General features: G+C 72.7%; 15 protein-coding genes and 1 tRNA gene. 9 read left to right on the forward strand and 7 right to left on the reverse strand.

The annotated features are described in order from the left end of the window. Window positions 1-107 precede the first annotated feature (107 nt). Together AC3ANM_RS01060 and AC3ANM_RS01065 are read right to left on the reverse strand one after the other, a co-directional pair. The gene (locus AC3ANM_RS01060) at window positions 108-1,181 is read right to left on the reverse strand and encodes a hypothetical protein (protein WP_488286292.1); all 1,074 of its coding nucleotides are present in this window, start codon (window positions 1,179-1,181) and stop codon (window positions 108-110) included. Window positions 1,182-1,356: 175 nt separating this feature from the next. Beyond that, window positions 1,357-1,444 (reverse strand) — tRNA-Leu (locus AC3ANM_RS01065). Between the two features lie 107 nt (window positions 1,445-1,551). Here AC3ANM_RS01065 and AC3ANM_RS01070 point away from each other — a divergent pair. After that, window positions 1,552-2,895 carry a M20/M25/M40 family metallo-hydrolase gene (locus AC3ANM_RS01070; RefSeq protein ID WP_488286293.1) on the forward strand — a complete coding sequence of 448 codons (1,344 nt, stop codon included), beginning with the start codon at window positions 1,552-1,554 and terminating at the stop codon, window positions 2,893-2,895. A 149-nt stretch (window positions 2,896-3,044) separates the two neighbouring features. Further along, the gene (locus AC3ANM_RS01075) at window positions 3,045-4,208 is read left to right on the forward strand and encodes a hypothetical protein (protein ID WP_488286294.1); all 1,164 of its coding nucleotides are present in this window, start codon (window positions 3,045-3,047) and stop codon (window positions 4,206-4,208) included. Window positions 4,209-4,331: 123 nt separating this feature from the next. Here the strand turns inward: AC3ANM_RS01075 and AC3ANM_RS01080 are convergent, their stop codons facing one another. Next, window positions 4,332-4,526, reverse strand: a complete 195-nt coding sequence (locus tag AC3ANM_RS01080; RefSeq protein WP_488286295.1) for a DUF5703 family protein — start codon at window positions 4,524-4,526, stop codon at window positions 4,332-4,334. A 29-nt stretch (window positions 4,527-4,555) separates the two neighbouring features. Here AC3ANM_RS01080 and AC3ANM_RS01085 point away from each other — a divergent pair, with 29 nt between their 5' ends. Further along, window positions 4,556-4,885: a primosomal protein gene (locus AC3ANM_RS01085; protein WP_488286296.1), complete on the forward strand. Its 330-nt coding sequence runs from the start codon at window positions 4,556-4,558 to the stop codon at window positions 4,883-4,885. 95 nt (window positions 4,886-4,980) lie between these two features. Here the strand turns inward: AC3ANM_RS01085 and AC3ANM_RS01090 are convergent, their stop codons facing one another. After that, on the reverse strand, window positions 4,981-5,919 hold the full coding sequence (locus AC3ANM_RS01090; RefSeq protein ID WP_488286297.1) for an aldo/keto reductase: 939 nt from the start codon (window positions 5,917-5,919) through the stop codon (window positions 4,981-4,983). Between the two features lie 64 nt (window positions 5,920-5,983). On the opposite strand from AC3ANM_RS01090, the gene AC3ANM_RS01095 reads away from it, so the two are divergent. Further along, the gene (locus AC3ANM_RS01095) at window positions 5,984-7,048 is read left to right on the forward strand and encodes an LLM class F420-dependent oxidoreductase (RefSeq protein ID WP_488286298.1); all 1,065 of its coding nucleotides are present in this window, start codon (window positions 5,984-5,986) and stop codon (window positions 7,046-7,048) included. Window positions 7,049-7,089: 41 nt separating this feature from the next. Continuing rightward, a complete protein-coding gene (locus tag AC3ANM_RS01100; RefSeq protein WP_488286299.1) occupies window positions 7,090-7,944 on the forward strand; it encodes an undecaprenyl-diphosphate phosphatase in 855 nt (284 codons plus the stop codon). A gap of 154 nt (window positions 7,945-8,098) precedes the next feature. On the opposite strand, the gene corA is transcribed toward AC3ANM_RS01100, so the two are convergent. Beyond that, window positions 8,099-9,073 carry a magnesium/cobalt transporter CorA gene (corA, locus tag AC3ANM_RS01105; protein ID WP_488286300.1) on the reverse strand — a complete coding sequence of 325 codons (975 nt, stop codon included), beginning with the start codon at window positions 9,071-9,073 and terminating at the stop codon, window positions 8,099-8,101. 58 nt (window positions 9,074-9,131) lie between these two features. Between corA and AC3ANM_RS01110 the strand changes: the two genes are divergently transcribed. From AC3ANM_RS01110 to mshC, 4 genes are read left to right on the forward strand one after another with little or no spacing between them, the layout of a single operon-like run. Continuing rightward, window positions 9,132-9,950 carry an MSMEG_4193 family putative phosphomutase gene (locus AC3ANM_RS01110; protein WP_488286301.1) on the forward strand — a complete coding sequence of 273 codons (819 nt, stop codon included), beginning with the start codon at window positions 9,132-9,134 and terminating at the stop codon, window positions 9,948-9,950. A 9-nt stretch (window positions 9,951-9,959) separates the two neighbouring features. Beyond that, a complete protein-coding gene (locus tag AC3ANM_RS01115; RefSeq protein ID WP_488286302.1) occupies window positions 9,960-10,514 on the forward strand; it encodes a DUF3090 domain-containing protein in 555 nt (184 codons plus the stop codon). A gap of 8 nt (window positions 10,515-10,522) precedes the next feature. Then, on the forward strand, window positions 10,523-11,365 hold the full coding sequence (locus AC3ANM_RS01120) for an SCO1664 family protein (RefSeq protein ID WP_488286303.1): 843 nt from the start codon (window positions 10,523-10,525) through the stop codon (window positions 11,363-11,365). A 23-nt stretch (window positions 11,366-11,388) separates the two neighbouring features. After that, window positions 11,389-12,648 carry a cysteine--1-D-myo-inosityl 2-amino-2-deoxy-alpha-D-glucopyranoside ligase gene (gene mshC / locus AC3ANM_RS01125; RefSeq protein WP_488286304.1) on the forward strand — a complete coding sequence of 420 codons (1,260 nt, stop codon included), beginning with the start codon at window positions 11,389-11,391 and terminating at the stop codon, window positions 12,646-12,648. A gap of 90 nt (window positions 12,649-12,738) precedes the next feature. Here the strand turns inward: mshC and AC3ANM_RS01130 are convergent, their stop codons facing one another. Then, window positions 12,739-15,810 (reverse strand): M4 family metallopeptidase, encoded by a 3,072-nt coding sequence (locus tag AC3ANM_RS01130; RefSeq protein ID WP_488286305.1) that lies wholly within the window; start codon window positions 15,808-15,810, stop codon window positions 12,739-12,741. Between the two features lie 142 nt (window positions 15,811-15,952). Then, the gene (locus AC3ANM_RS01135; protein WP_488286306.1) at window positions 15,953-16,807 is read right to left on the reverse strand and encodes a PAC2 family protein; all 855 of its coding nucleotides are present in this window, start codon (window positions 16,805-16,807) and stop codon (window positions 15,953-15,955) included. Between the last annotated feature and the right edge of the window lie 93 nt (window positions 16,808-16,900).

The raw sequence follows: 16,900 nt of genomic DNA on the forward strand, positions 1-16,900 counted from the left end.
CGACCCCTGTGGTCGCTTGCCGAAACTGTGGCCGCGCAGCCGAACCCGCCGATACGACCCCTAGGTGGCCAAAGCACCCACCCCCTGACGATGTCCGGCCCTGTCGCTCAGGAGGAGTACGGCACGCGCTCCCAGGAGAGGACCTCGGCGGAGTCGGGGCGAGTGATCGTCACCCGCAGCCAGTCGGTGTTGTTGCTGGAGCCGTCCACCGTGACGCGACGGAGGTTGTCCGCCCAGCCGTTGACCCCGTAGGTCCTCAGCCACGAGGACCCGGCAGCCAGCGGGCGGTCGCTGTTGTAGACATGGCTGTCGCCGTTGAACAGGTACACCGGACCCGGGAAGGTGGAGGCCTCGTCGACCAGCGCCTGCACCAGGGGCTTGAAGGCCGAGATGTCGCTCCACGACGGCGTGTAGGTGGGGTCGAACATGTCGGCCTGCTGCAGCAGGACCACGGCGCGGTCGTGCCGCTGCCTCGCCGAGGCGAAGGTGGAGCGGACCAGCTTGATGGCGTTGGCCATCCGCGCGCGCTCCTCGGCCACCTGCTCCGGGGTGGCCGAGGTCTGGCCCAGGCCGGTCCAGGGCTGGAGGTCGTCGTTGCTGCCGACGACGTGCAGGGTGGCGAAGTCGACCTGGTCGTGGCGCAGCGACACGTTCTCGGGGAAGCCGTGGCGGGCCTCGGAGGTGACCTTCTCCGGGTGCTGGCCCATCGTCATACCCGGCCGGTCGAAGAAGACAGAGCGGTCCAGTGTGAGGCGGCCCAGGGGTGCGTACGCGCCGTTGTTGGCCCGGTGGCAGTCGGTCCACTCGTTGTCACCGGGGGTGTAGACCAGCGGCCCGGCGAAGCGGTCGAAGTCGGCGCGGATCATCCGGTAGTAGGGCTCGTCGCAGCGGGAGGAGCCGTTCTTGATGTCGCCGACGTGGAAGGTCACGGCGGGGTGGGCCGCGTTGACCTGGCTGATCCAGGACGGGAAGGCGGCGACCTGCGCGTCTCCGTAGGGGACGTCGCCGATGACGGCGAAGGTGTGCCCGGCGCCGTCGGGGTGCGGGTCCGGGGTGCCGGCTTGGGCGGCCGTGGGGGCGGCGAGCCAGCTGAGGACCAGGCCGGCGGCGGCCAGGCTGCCGATGCGGGCGCGGGTCAGGTCGCGCGGGAGGCTGAGGCGGGTGAGGCGGCGACGGGGCATTGGGGCTCCGGGTCATGGGCGGGCAGTGACGCCTCACACCGTGCCGGGGCGGAGGCCGCCGCGCGTGAACCGGGGCGGTCGACCCGGTGAAGACCCGGTGACCGTGGCCCTCTCAGGGGGTCGGGTTGCCGGGAACGCACCAGGGCCGCACGCTGTCGCGTACGGCCCTGAATGATGGTGTCCGGAGGGGGACTTGAACCCCCACGCCCGATAAAGGGCACTAGCACCTCAAGCTAGCGCGTCTGCCATTCCGCCACCCGGACGAGGGTGATGTCGGCACGCCCTGCGGCGTTCCAACGGGTCGGAACACTAGCACGGACCGAGGGGCATCTCCGAACCCGCCACCGACCCCCCGAATAGGGTGCATCCCATGACCGCCAACGCCGCTGCCGCCAGCCAGGTCCGCCCCGAGGACGAGGTCGTCCGCATCTGCCAGGACCTCATCCGGATCGACTCGACCAACTACGGCGACGGCAGCGGGCCGGGGGAGCGCAAGGCCGCGGAGTACGTCATGGACCAGCTCACCGAGGTGGGCCTGGACCCCCTGTATGTCGAGAGCGAGCCCGGGCGCGCCAGCGTCCTCGTGCGCGTGGCCGGGCAGGACCAGAGCCGCCCCGGGCTGGCGATCCACGGCCACCTCGACGTCGTGCCCGCGAACGCTGCCGACTGGCAGGTGGACCCGTTCGGCGCCGAGCTGCGCGACGGCTGTGTCTGGGGCCGGGGCGCGGTCGACATGAAGGACATGGACGCGATGATCCTGGCCAACCTGCGTCACCTCGCGCGCACCGGGACGACGCCGCCGCGAGACCTGGTGTTCGCCTTCTTCGCCGACGAGGAGGCCGGGGGCGTCAAGGGCAGCCACTGGGTGGTCGACCACCACCCCGAGGTCTTCGAGGGCGTCTCGGAGGCGATCAGCGAGGTCGGCGGCTACAGCGTCACCGTGCCCGCCAAGGGCACGGGTGAGCCGACCCGCGCATACCTGCTCCAGACCGCGGAGAAGGGCATCGCCTGGCTGCGGCTGCGCGCCCACGGCCGCGCCGGCCACGGCTCGGTCCCCAACGACGAGAACGCCGTCGTCCGTCTCGCGGCGGCCATCGCCCGCATCGACGCCCACGTCTGGCCGCGGGAGTACATCGCGTCGGTGCGCCAGCTGCTCGACGGCCTCAGCGCGATCACCGGAACCCCGTATGACGAGCAGTCACCCGCAGCCCTCCTGGCCCACCTCGGGGGAGCGCGGGGCTTCGTCGAGGGGACGCTCCAGGACACGGCGAACTTCACGATGCTCGATGCCGGCTACAAGCACAACGTCATCCCGCAGGGCGCGACGGCGTCGCTGGACTGCCGGTTCCTGCCCGGCCACGAGGACGAGCTGATGGGCGTCATCCGCGAGCTGGCGGGCGAGCACGTCGAGGTGGAGGTCGTGCACCGCGACATCGCCCTCGACGCGCCGTTCGAGGGCGCCCTCGTGGACCGGATGAAGCAGGCCCTGGTCGCGGAGGACCCGGGCGCGGCGATCCTGCCCTACTGCCTCTCCGGCGGCACCGACAACAAGGCGTTGAGTCGCCTCGGCATCACCGGCTACGGCTTCGCGCCGCTGCGCCTGCCCGCCGACCTCGACTTCGCGCCGATGTTCCACGGCATCGACGAGCGGGTGCCGGTCGACGCCCTCGAGTTCGGCGCGCGGGTGCTCCAGCGGCTCCTCGCCGACTGCTGAGCGGTCCCCGCTCCGGGGCGGTGGTCACTGAGAGTGACCGGTGACGTCACCCTGTGGGGTACGTCACCCCCCGGACCGGGCCCTCGTTCTCCCTGCACCGGACCACGCGCCGAGCCGGCGCCAGACGCAGGGGGAATCAGGTGGGGACCATGTCTTCAGGAGCTCGGCGCGCCGTTACGCGCGCCTCGATCGCCGTCGTGCTGTGCAGCGCGGCGGGTCTGTCGTTCGCGGGTGGGGCCCAGGCGGACCTGCTGCCGCCGCCGCCCGCGCCGCTGCCGTCGGTGCCCGCCCCGGCGCTGCCGATCCCGACGCCGTCGCTGCCCGGTGCGTTGACGGCGCCGGCCCCGGCGCCTGCGCTGCCCAGCGTCGCCGTCCCGTCGGCCCCGACAGCCGGGACGCCCACCGGGGGCCTGCTCCCGGTCAAGGTCGACGTCAACGTGCCGGTCCTCAAGCAGGCGCCGACCCCGCCGAGCGCACCGCTCCCGGCCGTGAGCACGCCGAAGGCGCCGGCCGAGCTGACCGGTGCCCTCATCCAGGTGAGCACCGGCGTGAAGTCGGCGCTCGACCAGGTCGGCGCGGCCACGGCCGGCACGCCGCTGGCCTTCCTCGACGTCAGCGGCGCCACGGCCAGGACGGCGGCGGTCACCGCTGACCTCAGCCCGTTGGCCACCACCTGCGTCCAGGCCACCGGCACCGGCACGGCGCTGGCCAACGTGGACCTGAGCGTGCTCGGCCAGGACGCGGGCACGCCGCTCACCAGCGCGTTCCCCGGCTTCCTCGACGCCTGCCCGGCGGGCACGGGCGCAGGCAACGGCACGGGCAACGGCACCGTCCCGGCACCGGGCACCGGCTCCGACACGATCGTCTCCACGGGCGCGGGAGCCGGCAGCCTCGTCGGTGCCTGTGCGCGCGTCACGACGTCGGTGGCGCCGGTGGAGAGCACGGTGGTGGTCCTCGACCAGGACCTCATCGCCTCGCTGACCAAGGCCGGGCTCCCGCTCGACCAGCTGATCGTGCCGTGCCCGGCCGACGCCACGAGCCCGACCGGTGGCGGCAGCGGCGGCTCCACCGGGGGCAGCACCGGCGGCGGTGACAACGGCGGGTCCGGCTCGGCCGGCGGCAGCACCGGCGGCAACGGTGGCGGCGGCTCGAGCTCGGCGGCCAGCGACCTCCCGTCCCTGGGTGGCAGCCTGCCCTTCACCGGCGCGCAGGTCTCGCTGTTCCTGGTGCTCGCCTCGGCCCTGCTGGCCGGTGGCGCGGCGCTGGTGGCCAAGGCCCGTCGTGGCGGCCTGGCGGCGATCCGCCTGTCCTGACGCGCACCACAGACGGCACCGGGCGGCCTCCTCGGGGGGAGGAGCCGCCCGGTGCATTGGTGTCCAGGCGGTCCGCTGTGGTTTCAGGCGGTGCCCAGTGGTCTCACGCGGTGCGCTGTGGTCTCAGGCGGTGCGCTGCGCCCGGATGATCCGGCGGCGCAGCCACGCCCGCCGGGCACCCCCGAGGTAGAGGCGCATCCTGGACAGCTCCCAGTGGCCGTACTCCGCGTGGTCGGTGATGACACGGCGGACGTCCCCGCGGGACATGTCGCGCGGGAACGTCAGGACTCGCCACTCGTACTCGACCACCCTGCCCATTGTGGCCCACGACAGGCTACCTTCAAGGCATGACCGCCGATCCGCGTGCAGCACTGGCCACCTTCGTGGCAGCCCTGGAGCGCCACCTGGAAGCCTCCGCATCGCGCCGCGGGGAGAACGACCCCTCCGTGGTGGCGGCCTACCAGGACCTGGCCGACGCCTTCGACGACTACGACGACGCCCTGCTCGACGCCTTCGGGGAGGTCACCCCGCTGGAGATCTACAGCGGCCCCTTCGAGGACGACGAGCTCGAGGACGACGAGGACGACGAGCTCGACGACCACGACGACGAGGACGGCGACGGCGGGGTCTACCTCGGCCTCGACGACTCCGACTACGAGGAGTCCCGCACCCGCTGAGGTGCGCCCCCCGGGGACCAGTCCTCGGCTCGATGTTCTGCTGGTCGATGCCCTGCGGTCGATGTCTCGCGCCCGAGGGCCTGGGGCCGGTGTGCTCAGGCCGAGATGTCGTCCAGCGCCTGCACCAGCTCGGCGGGCAGCTCGACCTCCTCGGAGGCCAGCGCGGTCCGCAGCTGCTGCACCGTCCGGGCCCCGACGATCGGGGCCACCACCGCGGGGCGGTCGCGCACCCAGGCCAGGGCGACCTCGGCCGGTGACACCTCCAGCCCGCGCGCGGCGATGACGAGCGCGTCGACGACCTGCGCCGCCCGCTCGCCCAGGAACCGGCTGGTGAAGCCGGGGTACTCCCGCGAGGCCGCGCGCGAGTCCGCCGGTATGCCGTGGCGGTACTTGCCGGTCAGGACCCCACGGGCCAGCGGCGACCAGGGCATCAGGCCCAGGCCGAGGGCCGCGGCAGCCGGGGCGACCTCGTCCTCGGGCTGCCGGCTCAGCAGGGAGTACTCGACCTCGTTGGCCACCAACGGGATCGAGCGGGCCGACATCAGGGTCGCGGCATGCGCGCTCTGCCAGCCCGAGTAGTTGGAGACCCCGACGTAGCGCGCGCGGCCGGTGCTGACCGCCCACTCCAGCGCTGACAGCGTCTCCTCCAGAGGCGTGTCGTCGCTCCAGGCGTGCACCAGCCACAGGTCGACGTAGTGCGTGCCCATCCGCTCCAGCGAGGCGTCCAGCTCGGCGATGAGCCGCCGCCGGGACGTGTCGACCACGCGCTCCCCGCTGCGCCGGGAGATCCCCGCCTTGGTGCAGATGACCAGGTCGTCGCGCGCGACGACATCGCCCAGGAAGCTGCCGAGGGCCTGCTCACTGAGCCCACCGGCATACCCGTGGGCGGTGTCGACGAAGTCCCCGCCGGCGTCGAGGAAGGTGGTGAGCTGCTCGCGTGCCTCGGCGAGGGCCGTCTCACGGCCCCACGTCATCGTGCCGAGCGCGAGCCGCGACACCGACAGCCCCGAGCGTCCCATCCTCCTGTGGCGCATGTCTCCGGACTGTATCGGCGCCACCCCCTCCCCATGCTGATGCCCCGCCGATAGCCTCCCGGCCATGAAACTCGGTCTGAACCTTGGCTACTGGGGCGCCGGCAACGACGCCGACAACATCGCACTCGCCAAGGAGGCGGATCGGCTGGGCTACTCGGTGGCCTGGGTGGCCGAGGCGTACGGCTCCGACACCCCGACGGTGCTGTCCTGGGTGGGTGCCCTGACCGAGCAGATCGACCTCGGCGCCGCCGTGATGCAGATCCCGGCCCGGACGCCCGCGATGACCGCGATGACGGCGGCGACCCTGGACACGCTCTCCGGCGGCCGTTTCCGGCTGGGACTGGGCGTGTCCGGCCCGCAGGTCAGCGAGGGGTGGCACGGGGTGCGCTTCGACGCGCCGCTGGGCCGGACCCGCGAGTACGTCGACATCGTGCGGATGGCGCTGCGGCGCGAGACAGTCCGCTATGACGGCAAGCACTACCAGCTGCCGCTGCCCGACGGCCCCGGCAAGGCGCTGAAGCTGACCGTGCACCCGGTCCGCGAGCAGATCCCGGTCTACCTCGCGGCGGTGGGCCCGAAGAACCTCGAGCTGACCGGCGAGATCGGCGATGGCTGGCTGGCCATCTTCTTCAGCCCGGAGAACGCCAAGGAGCTGCTCGAGCCGCTGCGGGCCGGGGCCGCGAAGGCGGGCAAGGGCACCGAGGCCGAGCCGCTGGCCGGCTTCGACATCGTGCCGACCGTCCCGGTGGTCCTCGGCGACGACGTCGAGGCGGCCGCGGAGCCGCTGCGGCACTACTCGGCGCTCTACATCGGCGGCATGGGCTCGCGGGAGAAGAACTTCTACAACAAGCTCGCCGTGCGGATGGGCTTCGAGGAGGAGGCCCGCCAGGTGCAGGACCTCTACCTGGCCCGCCAGCACCGGGACGCCGCCGCCGCGGTGCCGTTGGAGTTCATCGACCGCACCGCCCTGATCGGCCCGCGTGACCGGATCAAGGATCGCCTCGTACGCTACGCCGAGGCCGGCGTGACGACCCTGACGATCTCGCCGTTCGCCGGCTCCCTCCAGGAGCGCGTGCACGTGGTGCGAACCATGGCCGAGCTGCTGGGCGAGACCGGTCTGGGCGACTAGCCCGACGACGACACCGTCCACCCCCAGGCGAAAGCGAGCCCGTGGAGCACCTCACCTATCTCGACTCTCTGGTCCTCGGCATCGTGGAGGGGCTCACCGAGTTCCTCCCGGTGTCCTCGACCGGCCACCTGACGATCACCGAGAAGCTGCTCGGGCTCAACGTCGACGACAAGGCCGTCACGGCCTACACGGCGATCATCCAGATGGGCGCGATCGTCGCGACGTTCATCTACTTCGCCAAGGACATCGCGCGCCTGCTCGGTGCGTGGTTCGCGGGGCTGCGTGACTCGCGCCAGCGCTCCGACCACGACTACCAGCTGGCGTGGGCGGTCATCGTCGGCTCGATCCCGGTGGGAGTCGTCGGCTTCCTGGCCAAGGACCTCATCACCGGCGCCCTGCGCAGCCTGTGGGTCGTGGCGGCCGCGCTCATCCTGTGGAGCGCAGTGATGTTCGTCGCCGAGGTCCGCAACAAGGAGCTCGCCCGGCAGGGGCTGCACCGAGGCGAGGGGTCGGTCACCCTGCGTGACGGCCTCATCATCGGCGTGTGGCAGTGCTTCGCGCTGATCCCGGGCATCTCCCGCTCCGGTGCCACGATCTCCGGCGGCCTGCTGCGGGGCATCGACCGCGTCACCGCGACCCGCCTGTCCTTCTTCATGGCGATCCCCGCGCTGACCGCGGCCGGCCTGTTCGAGCTCAAGGACGTCGACCCCAAGGTCGTCGGGGTCGGCCAGCTGCTGCTCGGCGTCGTCGTCTCCTTCGTGGTGGCCTACGCCTCGATCGCCTGGCTGCTCAAGTTCGTCGCGGGGCACCGGATCACGGCCTTCGTCTGGTACCGCATCGGCCTTGGCCTGCTGCTCATCGTCAGCCTGTCGGCGGGCCTCCTCAGCGCGACCTGAGCCCCCGCGACCAAACGCGCGGAACGGCCCGTCCAGCCCCCTCAGCGGGGCCGGGACGGGCCGTTCCGTGTCTCGGGTGGGTCTGGGTGCCCCCGGTGCAGGGTCCAGGCGTGCGTCCCCGCCTCGATCGCGTCGAGGTCGCGCACGCTGTCCGTCAGAGCCAGCCGGAACGGCGGAACGCGCGGTAGAGACCGACGCACGCCGTGGCCATGACGCCCAGCACGATGAAGTAGCCGTAGGCCCAGTGCAGCTCGGGCATGTGGTCGAAGTTCATGCCGTAGATGCCGGCGATCATCGTGGGGACCGCGGCGATCGCCACCCAGGCCGAGATGCGCCGCATGTCGTCGTTCTGCTGCACCGAGATCTGGGCCAGGTGGGCGTTGAGGACGTCGGTCAGCAGCCGGTCGTAGGACTCGGCGTGGTCGTTGACCCGCAGCAGGTGGTCGGAGACGTCGCGGAAGAACGGCCGCGCCTCGTCCTTCATGCCGGGGATCTCCTCGTCCTCGGCCAGCCGGCGCAGCGGCTCGGCCAGGGGGATCGAGGCCCGCTTGAACTCCAGGACCTCGCGCTTGAGGGCGTAGATGCTCGGCGCGTGGACCTCCCGGGACCCGGAGAAGACCTGGCGCTCGATGATCTCGAGGTCCTCGCTGACCTCGCTGTCGATGAGCGTGTAGTTGTCGACGATCGAGTCGATCACCGAGTAGGCCACGGCCATCGGGCCGTGCTCGAGGTGCTCGGGCATCTGCTCGAGGCGCTGGCGCACCCCGGCCAGCGGGTTGGCCTCGCCGCGGCGGACCGTGACGACGAACTGGTCGCCGACGAAGATCATCACCTCGCCGGTCTCGATGTCCGAGGTCTTCTCCAGGTAGCGCAAGGTCTTGATCACCAGGAAGACCGAGCCGTCGTAGACCTCGAGCTTGGGGCGCTGGTTGCCCTTGACGGCGTCCTCGACGGCGAGCGGATGCAGCTGCAGCTCGTCGTTGACGAGGGCGAACTCGGCATCGGTCGGGTCCTTCAGCCCGATCCAGATGAAGCCCTGCCCGCGGCTGCGCAGCGCCTCGAGCTCGTCGCTGAGGTCGCCGCAGTGCATGCGCTTGCCGTTGCGGTAGACGGCCTGGTCCACGATCACGAGGCAATGTCATCACACGTTCGTGGCAGTGGCGAGAACGCGGCATACAGTGTCGGACGTGCCGATCTGCCTGCTCGTCCGACACGGACGGACCACAGCCAACGCCAGCGGGACCCTCGCCGGCTGGACCCCGGGTGTGGGGCTGGACGACGTCGGCCGCGAGCAGGCGTCCGCCCTCGCCGGGCGGCTGGCCGAGCTGCCCGTCGTCCGTGTCGTCTCCAGCCCGCTGCAGCGGTGCCAGGAGACGGCCAAGGCGCTGCTGGACGTCCTTGACGGGGTGGCCCTCGACGTGGAGGAGGCGCTGGGGGAGTGCCGCTACGGGGCCTGGACCGGCGGCCTGCTCGCGGAGCTGGCCAAGGAGCCGCTGTGGCGCGTGGTCCAGGACCAGCCCAGCGCGGCGCGCTTCCCCGACGGTGAGGACTTCCCCGGCGAGTCGATCGCGGCCATGCAGCAGCGCGCCGTGGACGTGGTGCGCTCGGTCGACGCGCAGGTCGAGCAGGCGCACGGCCCCGACGCGATCTGGGTCGCGGTCTCGCACGGCGACGTCATCAAGTCGGTCCTCGCCGATGCTGCCGGCAGCCACCTCGACCACTTCCAGCGGATCGTCGTCGACCCCGCGTCGTTGTCGGTGGTGCGCTACACGACCCGCCGGCCGTTCGTGCTGCGCGTCAACGACGCCGGGAGCGACCTGCGCTCGCTCGTGCCGCCGCCGAAGCCGCCGCAGGGACAGGAGCAGGAGCCGGACCAGGAGCGGGAACAGGCTGGAGCGGAGGCCCCGACGCAGGGGACGGAGCCTGCGGCGGAGCACACGAGCGCGTACGACACGAGCGGGGACGCGCCCGTGGGTGGTGGCCTCGGGGCCGGTGCGTCGGTCTAGGCTCGAAGCATGCCGGTGATCGAATTCGACCCGCCCGACCGCTTCGTTGCGGGCACCGTGGGCCCTCCCGGGCAGCGCACCTTCTTCCTCCAGGCCAGCGAGGGCCGCCGCATCGTCAGCGTGTCGCTGGAGAAGGCGCAGGTCAGCCTTCTTGCCGACCGGATCAACGACCTGCTCGACGACTTCGCCGGGGGAGCGGCGGCCGAGTCGGTCGCGGCCGAGGTCGAGGACAACGCGCCGCTGGACACCCCGATCGAGGACGAGTTCCGCGTCGGCAGCATGAGCCTGGCCTGGGACTCCGGGCGTCACATCCTCATCCTCGAGTGCCACGACAACGAGGAGCCGGTGGAGGTCGACGACGAGGGCGAGATCGTCGCCCCGCCCGGGCCGGACGGCCTCGAGCCGACCATGCTGCGGGTCGCCATCGACCCGGCCGCGGCCCGCGCCTTCGCCCGGCGCTGCGCCGCCCTCGTCTCCGCGGGCCGGCCGCCCTGCCCGTTCTGTGGAGGCCCGCTGGACCCGACCGGTCACATCTGCCCGCGCGCGAACGGCTACAAGCGCTGAGCGCTCAGGTGCCCCCGCCGTCCAGCGAGGCCGAGGTCGCCGAGGTCCTCGACCTGCTGACCTTCGGCGAGCTCACCGTCGAGGGCCGCCTGGTCGACGCCTCCAACCTGGCCCTCCTGGCCCGCGTCGAGCTCGAGGGCGTCAGCACCCATGTGATGTACAAGCCGGTGCGCGGGGAACGCCCGCTGTGGGACTTCCCCGACGGCACCCTCGCCGCCCGTGAGACCGCCGCGTTCCTCGTGTCCTCGGTCGGCGAGTGGGGCGTGGTCCCGCCGACCGTCCTGCGGGACGGCCCGATGGGCGAGGGCTCGGTGCAGCTGTGGATCGGCGACCCCGAGGCGGATGCCGCCGACGTGGACGCGCCCGACGAGGCCCTGATCGACGTCGTGCCGCGCGAGGAGGTCCGGCCGGGGTGGCTGCCGGTGTTCGAGGCCGAGATGGCCGACGGGGCGCCGGTGGTCGTGGTGCACGCCGACCGCCCGGACCTGGCCAGCACGGCGGTCCTCGACGCGGTCATCAACAACGCCGACCGCAAGGGCTCCCACCTGCGCCTGCAGGAGGGCACGGTGTGGGGCTTCGACCACGGCGTGACCTTCAACGTCGAGCCCAAGCTGCGCACCGTGCTGTGGGGCTGGATGGGCGAGCCGCTGCCGGGGGAGGACCTCGAGCGGCTGCGCGTCCTGGCGGCCGACCTGAGCGCCACCGGGTCGCGGCTGGCCGCCGAGCTCGAGCCGTTGCTCACCCTGGCCGAGCGGGAGGCACTGGAGGCCCGGGTTGCCGCGCTGTTGCGGCGTGGACGGTTCCCGCGCCCGGGCGGTGGCTGGCCGGCGGTGCCGTGGCCTCCGCTGTGAGAGCCGCCGGTTAGGCTTTGCCGGTGATCTCCTGGCCGACGCCCTTCCTGCCCGACATCCCCGGCACGGGGCTTCCCGTGCGTGTCTTCGACACGGCAGCCGGCGTGGTGCGTCCGCTCACTCCCGGTCCGGTTGCGCGGATGTACGTCTGCGGGATCACGCCGTACGACGCCACGCACATGGGCCACGCGGCCACCTACGTCACCTTCGACCTGCTCGGCCGGGCGCTGCGCGATGCCGGCCACGAGGTCCTCTACGTCCAGAACGTCACCGACGTCGACGAGCCGCTCCTGGAGCGGGCCGAGCGTGACGGGATCGACTGGCGCGAGCTGGCCGAGCGCGAGACGGCACTCTTCCGGGAGGACCTCACCGCGCTGGCCGTGATCCCGCCGGACCACTTCATCGGCGCGGTGGAGAGCATCCCCTCGGTCGTGGAGGCGGTCAGCAAGCTGCTCGTCGACGGCACGGCATACCTCGTGCCCGTCCCGGACGGCGAGGGGGAGCCGGGCGCCTCGGACGTCTACTTCGACCTGTCCACCCAGCCCGCGTTCGGCCAGGTCTCGAGCTGGGACCGCGACCAGATGATGGCGGTGTTCGCCGAGCGCGGCGGTGACCCCGACCGGGCCGGCAAGCGCGACGCGCTCGACCCGCTTCTGTGGCGCGCGAGGCGCGAGGGCGAGCCGAGCTGGGAGGGCGGCGACCTCGGCGACGGCCGCCCCGGTTGGCACATCGAGTGCACGACGATCGCACTGGACCACCTGGGCATGACCTTCGACGTGCAGGGCGGCGGCACCGACCTCGTCTTCCCCCACCACGAGATGTCCGCGGTCCAGGCCAGCGGCCTGACCGGCTCCGAGCCGTTCGCACGCAGCTACGTGCACCAGGCGATGGTCGGCCTCGACGGCGAGAAGATGAGCAAGTCCCGTGGCAACCTCGTCTTCGTCTCGGCGCTGCGCCGGGAGGGCGTGGACCCGATGGCCATCCGGCTGGCCCTGGTCTCCCACCACTACCGCACGCCGTGGGAGTGGAGCGAGGACGTCCTCGCCGAGGCCCAGGAGCGGCTGGCGACCTGGCGCGAGGCCGTCTCGGTCAACACCGGCCCCGACGCGACCGAGACCATCGCGAGGGTGCGCGAGTGCCTGGCCGACGACCTCGACGGCCCGGGCGCCGTGGCTGCCGTGGACCGGTGGGCCCGGGAGTCGACCACCCGCGGCGGCGACTACGCCGCGGCGCCGGGGCTCATCGCCCGCACCCTGGACGCCCTGCTGGGCATCCGGATCTGATCTCCGACACGACGAGGGCCCCGCGGTCGCCGCGGGGCCCTCGTCGGTCCAGAGGGCCGGCCCGGGGTCAGGCCGGGGTCCGCCCCAAGGTCAGCTGACCCGCACCCCCACCGACGGGCTCGCGCCGGTGCCGTGGTCGCGGTCGGCCGCCTTGACCACCCGCAGGACGAACGAGCCGCGGACACCGGGCCGCCACGTCATCGCGTAGCCGCTGCTCGCGCTGAGCGTGGCCCGCGACAGGGTCGCCCAGCGACCAGAGCCGAGGTAGCGCTGGAGAACGACCTGCTGGCCGTGGTGGTTCGGTGACACGCTGCCGCTGACGGTGAATCGTTGCCCCAGCCAGAGCGTGCGGTCGGCCACGTGCAGCGTCACCCGCGGGGCGACCCCGACCATCGTCGTGGCCGAGGTGGCACCCACCGGCGTCGCCCCGGCGAACGTCACCAGGTAGTCCACCGAGCGCAGCGGACGCAGGCCGCTGAAGGCGTAGCCGCCGGTGGACCAGGTGCGGGTGCTGCTGACGGCCGAGCCCCACGAGCTCGCGCCGTGGGCCCGCTGGTACAGCCGGACCACCTGGCCGGCCAGGGCCGCCGACGTGTCGGCCTTCACCAGGCGCCCGGAGAGGGTGGTCGCCGAGCCGTAGGCGATGGTCCTGGGGCGGGTCAGCGAGAGCAGGGAGGCGTTGCAGGAGTAGATCTGCACGTCGTCGACGAACCAGCCGTAGTCGCCGACCCGCTGGTCGGTCGAGACGACGAACCGGATCCTGACGGACCGGCCGGCGAGGGAGCTGAGGTCGAGCCGGCTGGCGGTGTAGCCACGGCTGCTGCCGACGAAGGCCCGCCGCCCCGCGTCCGGGTTCGCCGTCGAGGGGTCGCGGTAGCCGGTCCTCGGCAGCAGGGTGCCCGAGTATCCGTTGTTGACAAGCAGGTGCCCGGCATCGCTCCAGTGCGCGCCGTTGTCGGTCGTGACCTCGACCCGGCCGCCGTCGTAGTGGTCGCCGTCGAGGGAGTCGAAGCTGTAGGCGTGCGCGAACCAGAGGAAGGTCCCCACGTGCGGGACGACGGCGTAGCGGGTCGCGATGGAGATCTGCCGCCGGAACGGTGAGCTCGTCCCGGCGGGTGCCGAGTCGGCCAGGCCCGGGTCGTCGCCCCACAGGTTGCCCCGGCCGGTCCGGGCGTACCTCGCGTAGGCAGGGGCGTTGCTGAACCAGGCGCCCTGGCCGGCGATGTCCGAGGAGGGCGCGGGTGGCTGGGGGTTGGCGACCCAGTGCGAGGCCGAGGACGAGGCCGACTCGAAGCCGTCGGACCAGATCGGGGACCTGGCGCCGCCGTTGGTGCAGGAGGGCGCCGGCCGGTTCGGGCCGGCCCCGGGAACCGTCGGCGACAGGCTCATCTGGGTGGCGGCCACGGCTGCCCGGACCGCCGTGCAGTCCGCGGTGCGGAAGGTCAGGCCGTTGACCGGCGCCCCGGCGGCGACCAGGGAGTCGCACGCCTGCGGGAGCAGCCGGGACAGGTCGGCGTAGGAGGTCCCGGAGGGCATCCGCAGCTCGAGGGCGTAGTAGATGTTGGCGACCTTCTCCAGCACCTGGCGCCGGGAGTCGGTGGTGGCGCCGCCGTCGGCGTCGGCACCGGTGAGCGGGTTGCCGTCGTTGTCGGTCACCCCGGTGAAGCTGCGGCCGTTGAAGGTGCCGTCGGGCTCGAGGCGGGTGCCCTCGGTGAGCAGGTAGGCGGCCTTGTTGCCCACTCCGCTGTTGGCGTGCACGTCGCCGCCGTCCTCGACCACGCCGTCGGCGTCGAAGCCGGAGGCGTAGTCCGGCGAGGTCATCCGGTCGGGCTGGGCGCCGACCAGACTGGACGTGGGGTCCTTCATGTTGCGCAGGTCGTGCAGGCCGCGGGAGTCGTTGGGCGCGTCCTGCCCGACCATCCAGAGGTCCTCCGGCGCGACCGAGCCCTCGAGCTGGTCGATGAGCTCGCCCATCACGTCGGACATCGACTCGTTGATGGCCCCGGACTGGAAGAAGTAGAACAACCCCGAGGTGTGGTCGGTGACGCCGTGGGTGAGCTCGTGCCCGACGACGTCGAGGGCGGCCGGCAGCCCGGCGCCGTAGACCATCTGCTCGCCGTCCCAGAAGGCGTTGTCGTAGGGGCAGGCGCTGGTGCTGGGGCAGTAGCCGACGGTGGACACGATCGGCATGCCGTGGCCGTCGATCCCGTTGCGGCCCAGGACATCCCGGTAGAACGCGGCCGTCTTCGCGGCGTTGTCGTAGGCCAGGCGCTCGTCGTCGGTGCCCGCGGCCGGGTCCGCAACGACGTGCGGGTCGTCCGTGACGCAGGTGGGGTCGTCCGCGGCCACCTCGCCGAAGTCGCACACCCGCTGCTCCACTTCGCTCGCGGCCCGGTCGACCTCGCTGAAGTGGAGCGCGACCGTGCCTCGGTGGGCGTCGACCAGCACCAGCTCGCGCACGTCGGGGTGGCCCGCGGCCGTCACCTCCGTGCGCCAGACCAGCTGCTGCTGGCGCTGCCCGGGGGCGCCGAGCAGGCGGGCGTCGTAGACCGAGAGCACCGGCGCACTGGCCACGAGGCCGGTCGCCGGGAAGCGGCGGGAGCGCGAGAAGAGGCCGACTGCCGTCGCGGCGGCGGACCGTGCACTGACCTCGGGGGTGGCGTCGGTGACGCTCGCGTCGGAGGTGTGGGCCGCGTAGGACTGCAGGGCCCCGGTGCGGTCCATCGACACGGTGACCTCGCCGCCGACCAGCGGCAGGCCGCCGGCCAGCTGCTGGAACCGCACGGTGGTGCCCCACGGCTGTCGCGCGACGGCCAGCGGGCGCACGGCCCGGTCGGAGACGCCGCTCAGCGGCGCCAGGTGCCGCAGGTATGCGCGGGCGGCCGGCTCCGCGCCGCCGCTCGCCCCCGCATCGCCCGGGCGAGCCAGAGGGGCACCCGCGTCCGCCCCGACGAAGGTGACCCGGCCGGTGGCTGGGTCACGCGCGATACGGGTGTGGCCGTGGCTGCGGGCGGCGAGCTGGCGCAGCACCGCGGCGGCAGGGGACGGCGGGGGGTTGACCCACCGGGGGCTGGCGGCGGCGCCCGCGCCGGGCGCGAGCGCCAGACCGGCGGTCAGCGTGGTGAGGAGCGCGATGATGCGCGTCTGGCGGCGCCGGGCCACGTGTCACTTCCCCCTGATGGTGCGGATGTGACGATGGTGACAGAAGGGACCTGCGCCGTGCGGGCGATTCAGGTCCTTTTCAGGAAGCCCGCCACGCCCCCACAGCGCGTGAGTCGGCCCGCGCCACGGCGTCCCGGGAGGGTCAGCCGGCCGGCGGCTCGTCCCCCCGTCGACGCAGGTAGCGCTCGAACTCCCGGGCGATGGCCTCCCCGGAGGCCTCGGGCAGCTCGGCGGTGTCCTGGGCCTGCTCCAGGGACTGGACGTACTCGGCGACCTCGTCGTCGGACTCGGCCAGCTCGTCGACGCCGTGCTCCCAGGCGCGAGCCTGGTCGGAGAGGTCGCCGTGGGGGACGGTGGTGTCGAGCAGCTCCTCGAGCCGCGAGACCAGACCCAGGGTGGCCTTGGGCGAGGGGGTGCCGCCGGCGTAGTGCGGGACCGCGGCCCAGCAGGACAGCGACGGCAGTCCGGCCTGGGTGGCCGCGTCGGCCAGGACGCCGACGATGCCGGTGGGGCCCTCGTACTTGCTCGGCTCGAGGTCGAAGCGGTGGATGACGTCCTCGTGGTCGGAGGTCACCGTGATCGGGATCGGCCGCGTGTGTGGCACGTCGGCCAGCAGGGCGCCGACCGTCACGAACAGACCCACGCCCATCTGCTGGGCGAACTCGAGCAGCTCGATGGTGAACGAGCGCCACCGGGTCGAGGGCTCGATGCCCTGCACGAGGATGACGTCGCGCTCCAGCGTCGCGGAGGAGGCCAACAGGATGCGCGTGGTCGGCCAGCTGATCCGGCGCTGGCCCTCCTCGAGCACGACCCGCGGCCGGTTGACCTGGAAGTCGTAGTAGTCCTCGGGGTCGATGGCGGCGATCGGCTCGGCGTCCCACACCTGGCAGAGGTGCTCGACGGCGGCGGTGGCGGCCTCGCCGGCGTCGTTCCAGCCCTCGAAGGCGAGGATCATGACCGGGTCGCGCAGCTCCGGGACGTCCTCGAGCTCGATCACCGGTGGCCTCCTAGCGGTGCGGGTGGGGGTCCCGCGTCCTGTTGTGGCGGGCCGGGGCCCGCGCGGTGTCCTGCGCCACACGATCGATGTGGT

The sequence above is a fragment of the Oryzihumus sp. JJN4-3R genome (assembly GCF_057747915.1).

Excerpts from the sequence above, each read along its gene's own strand:
- AC3ANM_RS01090 (WP_488286297.1), bottom strand. The coding sequence starts at position 5,919 with ATGCGCCACAGGAGGATGGGACGCTCGGGGCTGTCGGTGTCGCGGCTC.
- AC3ANM_RS01075 (WP_488286294.1), top strand. The coding sequence starts at position 3,045 with ATGTCTTCAGGAGCTCGGCGCGCCGTTACGCGCGCCTCGATCGCCGTC.
- AC3ANM_RS01070 (WP_488286293.1), top strand. The coding sequence starts at position 1,552 with ATGACCGCCAACGCCGCTGCCGCCAGCCAGGTCCGCCCCGAGGACGAG.
- AC3ANM_RS01095 (WP_488286298.1), top strand. The coding sequence starts at position 5,984 with ATGAAACTCGGTCTGAACCTTGGCTACTGGGGCGCCGGCAACGACGCC.
- AC3ANM_RS01060 (WP_488286292.1), bottom strand. The coding sequence starts at position 1,181 with ATGCCCCGTCGCCGCCTCACCCGCCTCAGCCTCCCGCGCGACCTGACC.
- AC3ANM_RS01080 (WP_488286295.1), bottom strand. The coding sequence starts at position 4,526 with ATGGGCAGGGTGGTCGAGTACGAGTGGCGAGTCCTGACGTTCCCGCGC.
- AC3ANM_RS01085 (WP_488286296.1), top strand. The coding sequence starts at position 4,556 with ATGACCGCCGATCCGCGTGCAGCACTGGCCACCTTCGTGGCAGCCCTG.
- AC3ANM_RS01115 (WP_488286302.1), top strand. The coding sequence starts at position 9,960 with ATGCCGGTGATCGAATTCGACCCGCCCGACCGCTTCGTTGCGGGCACC.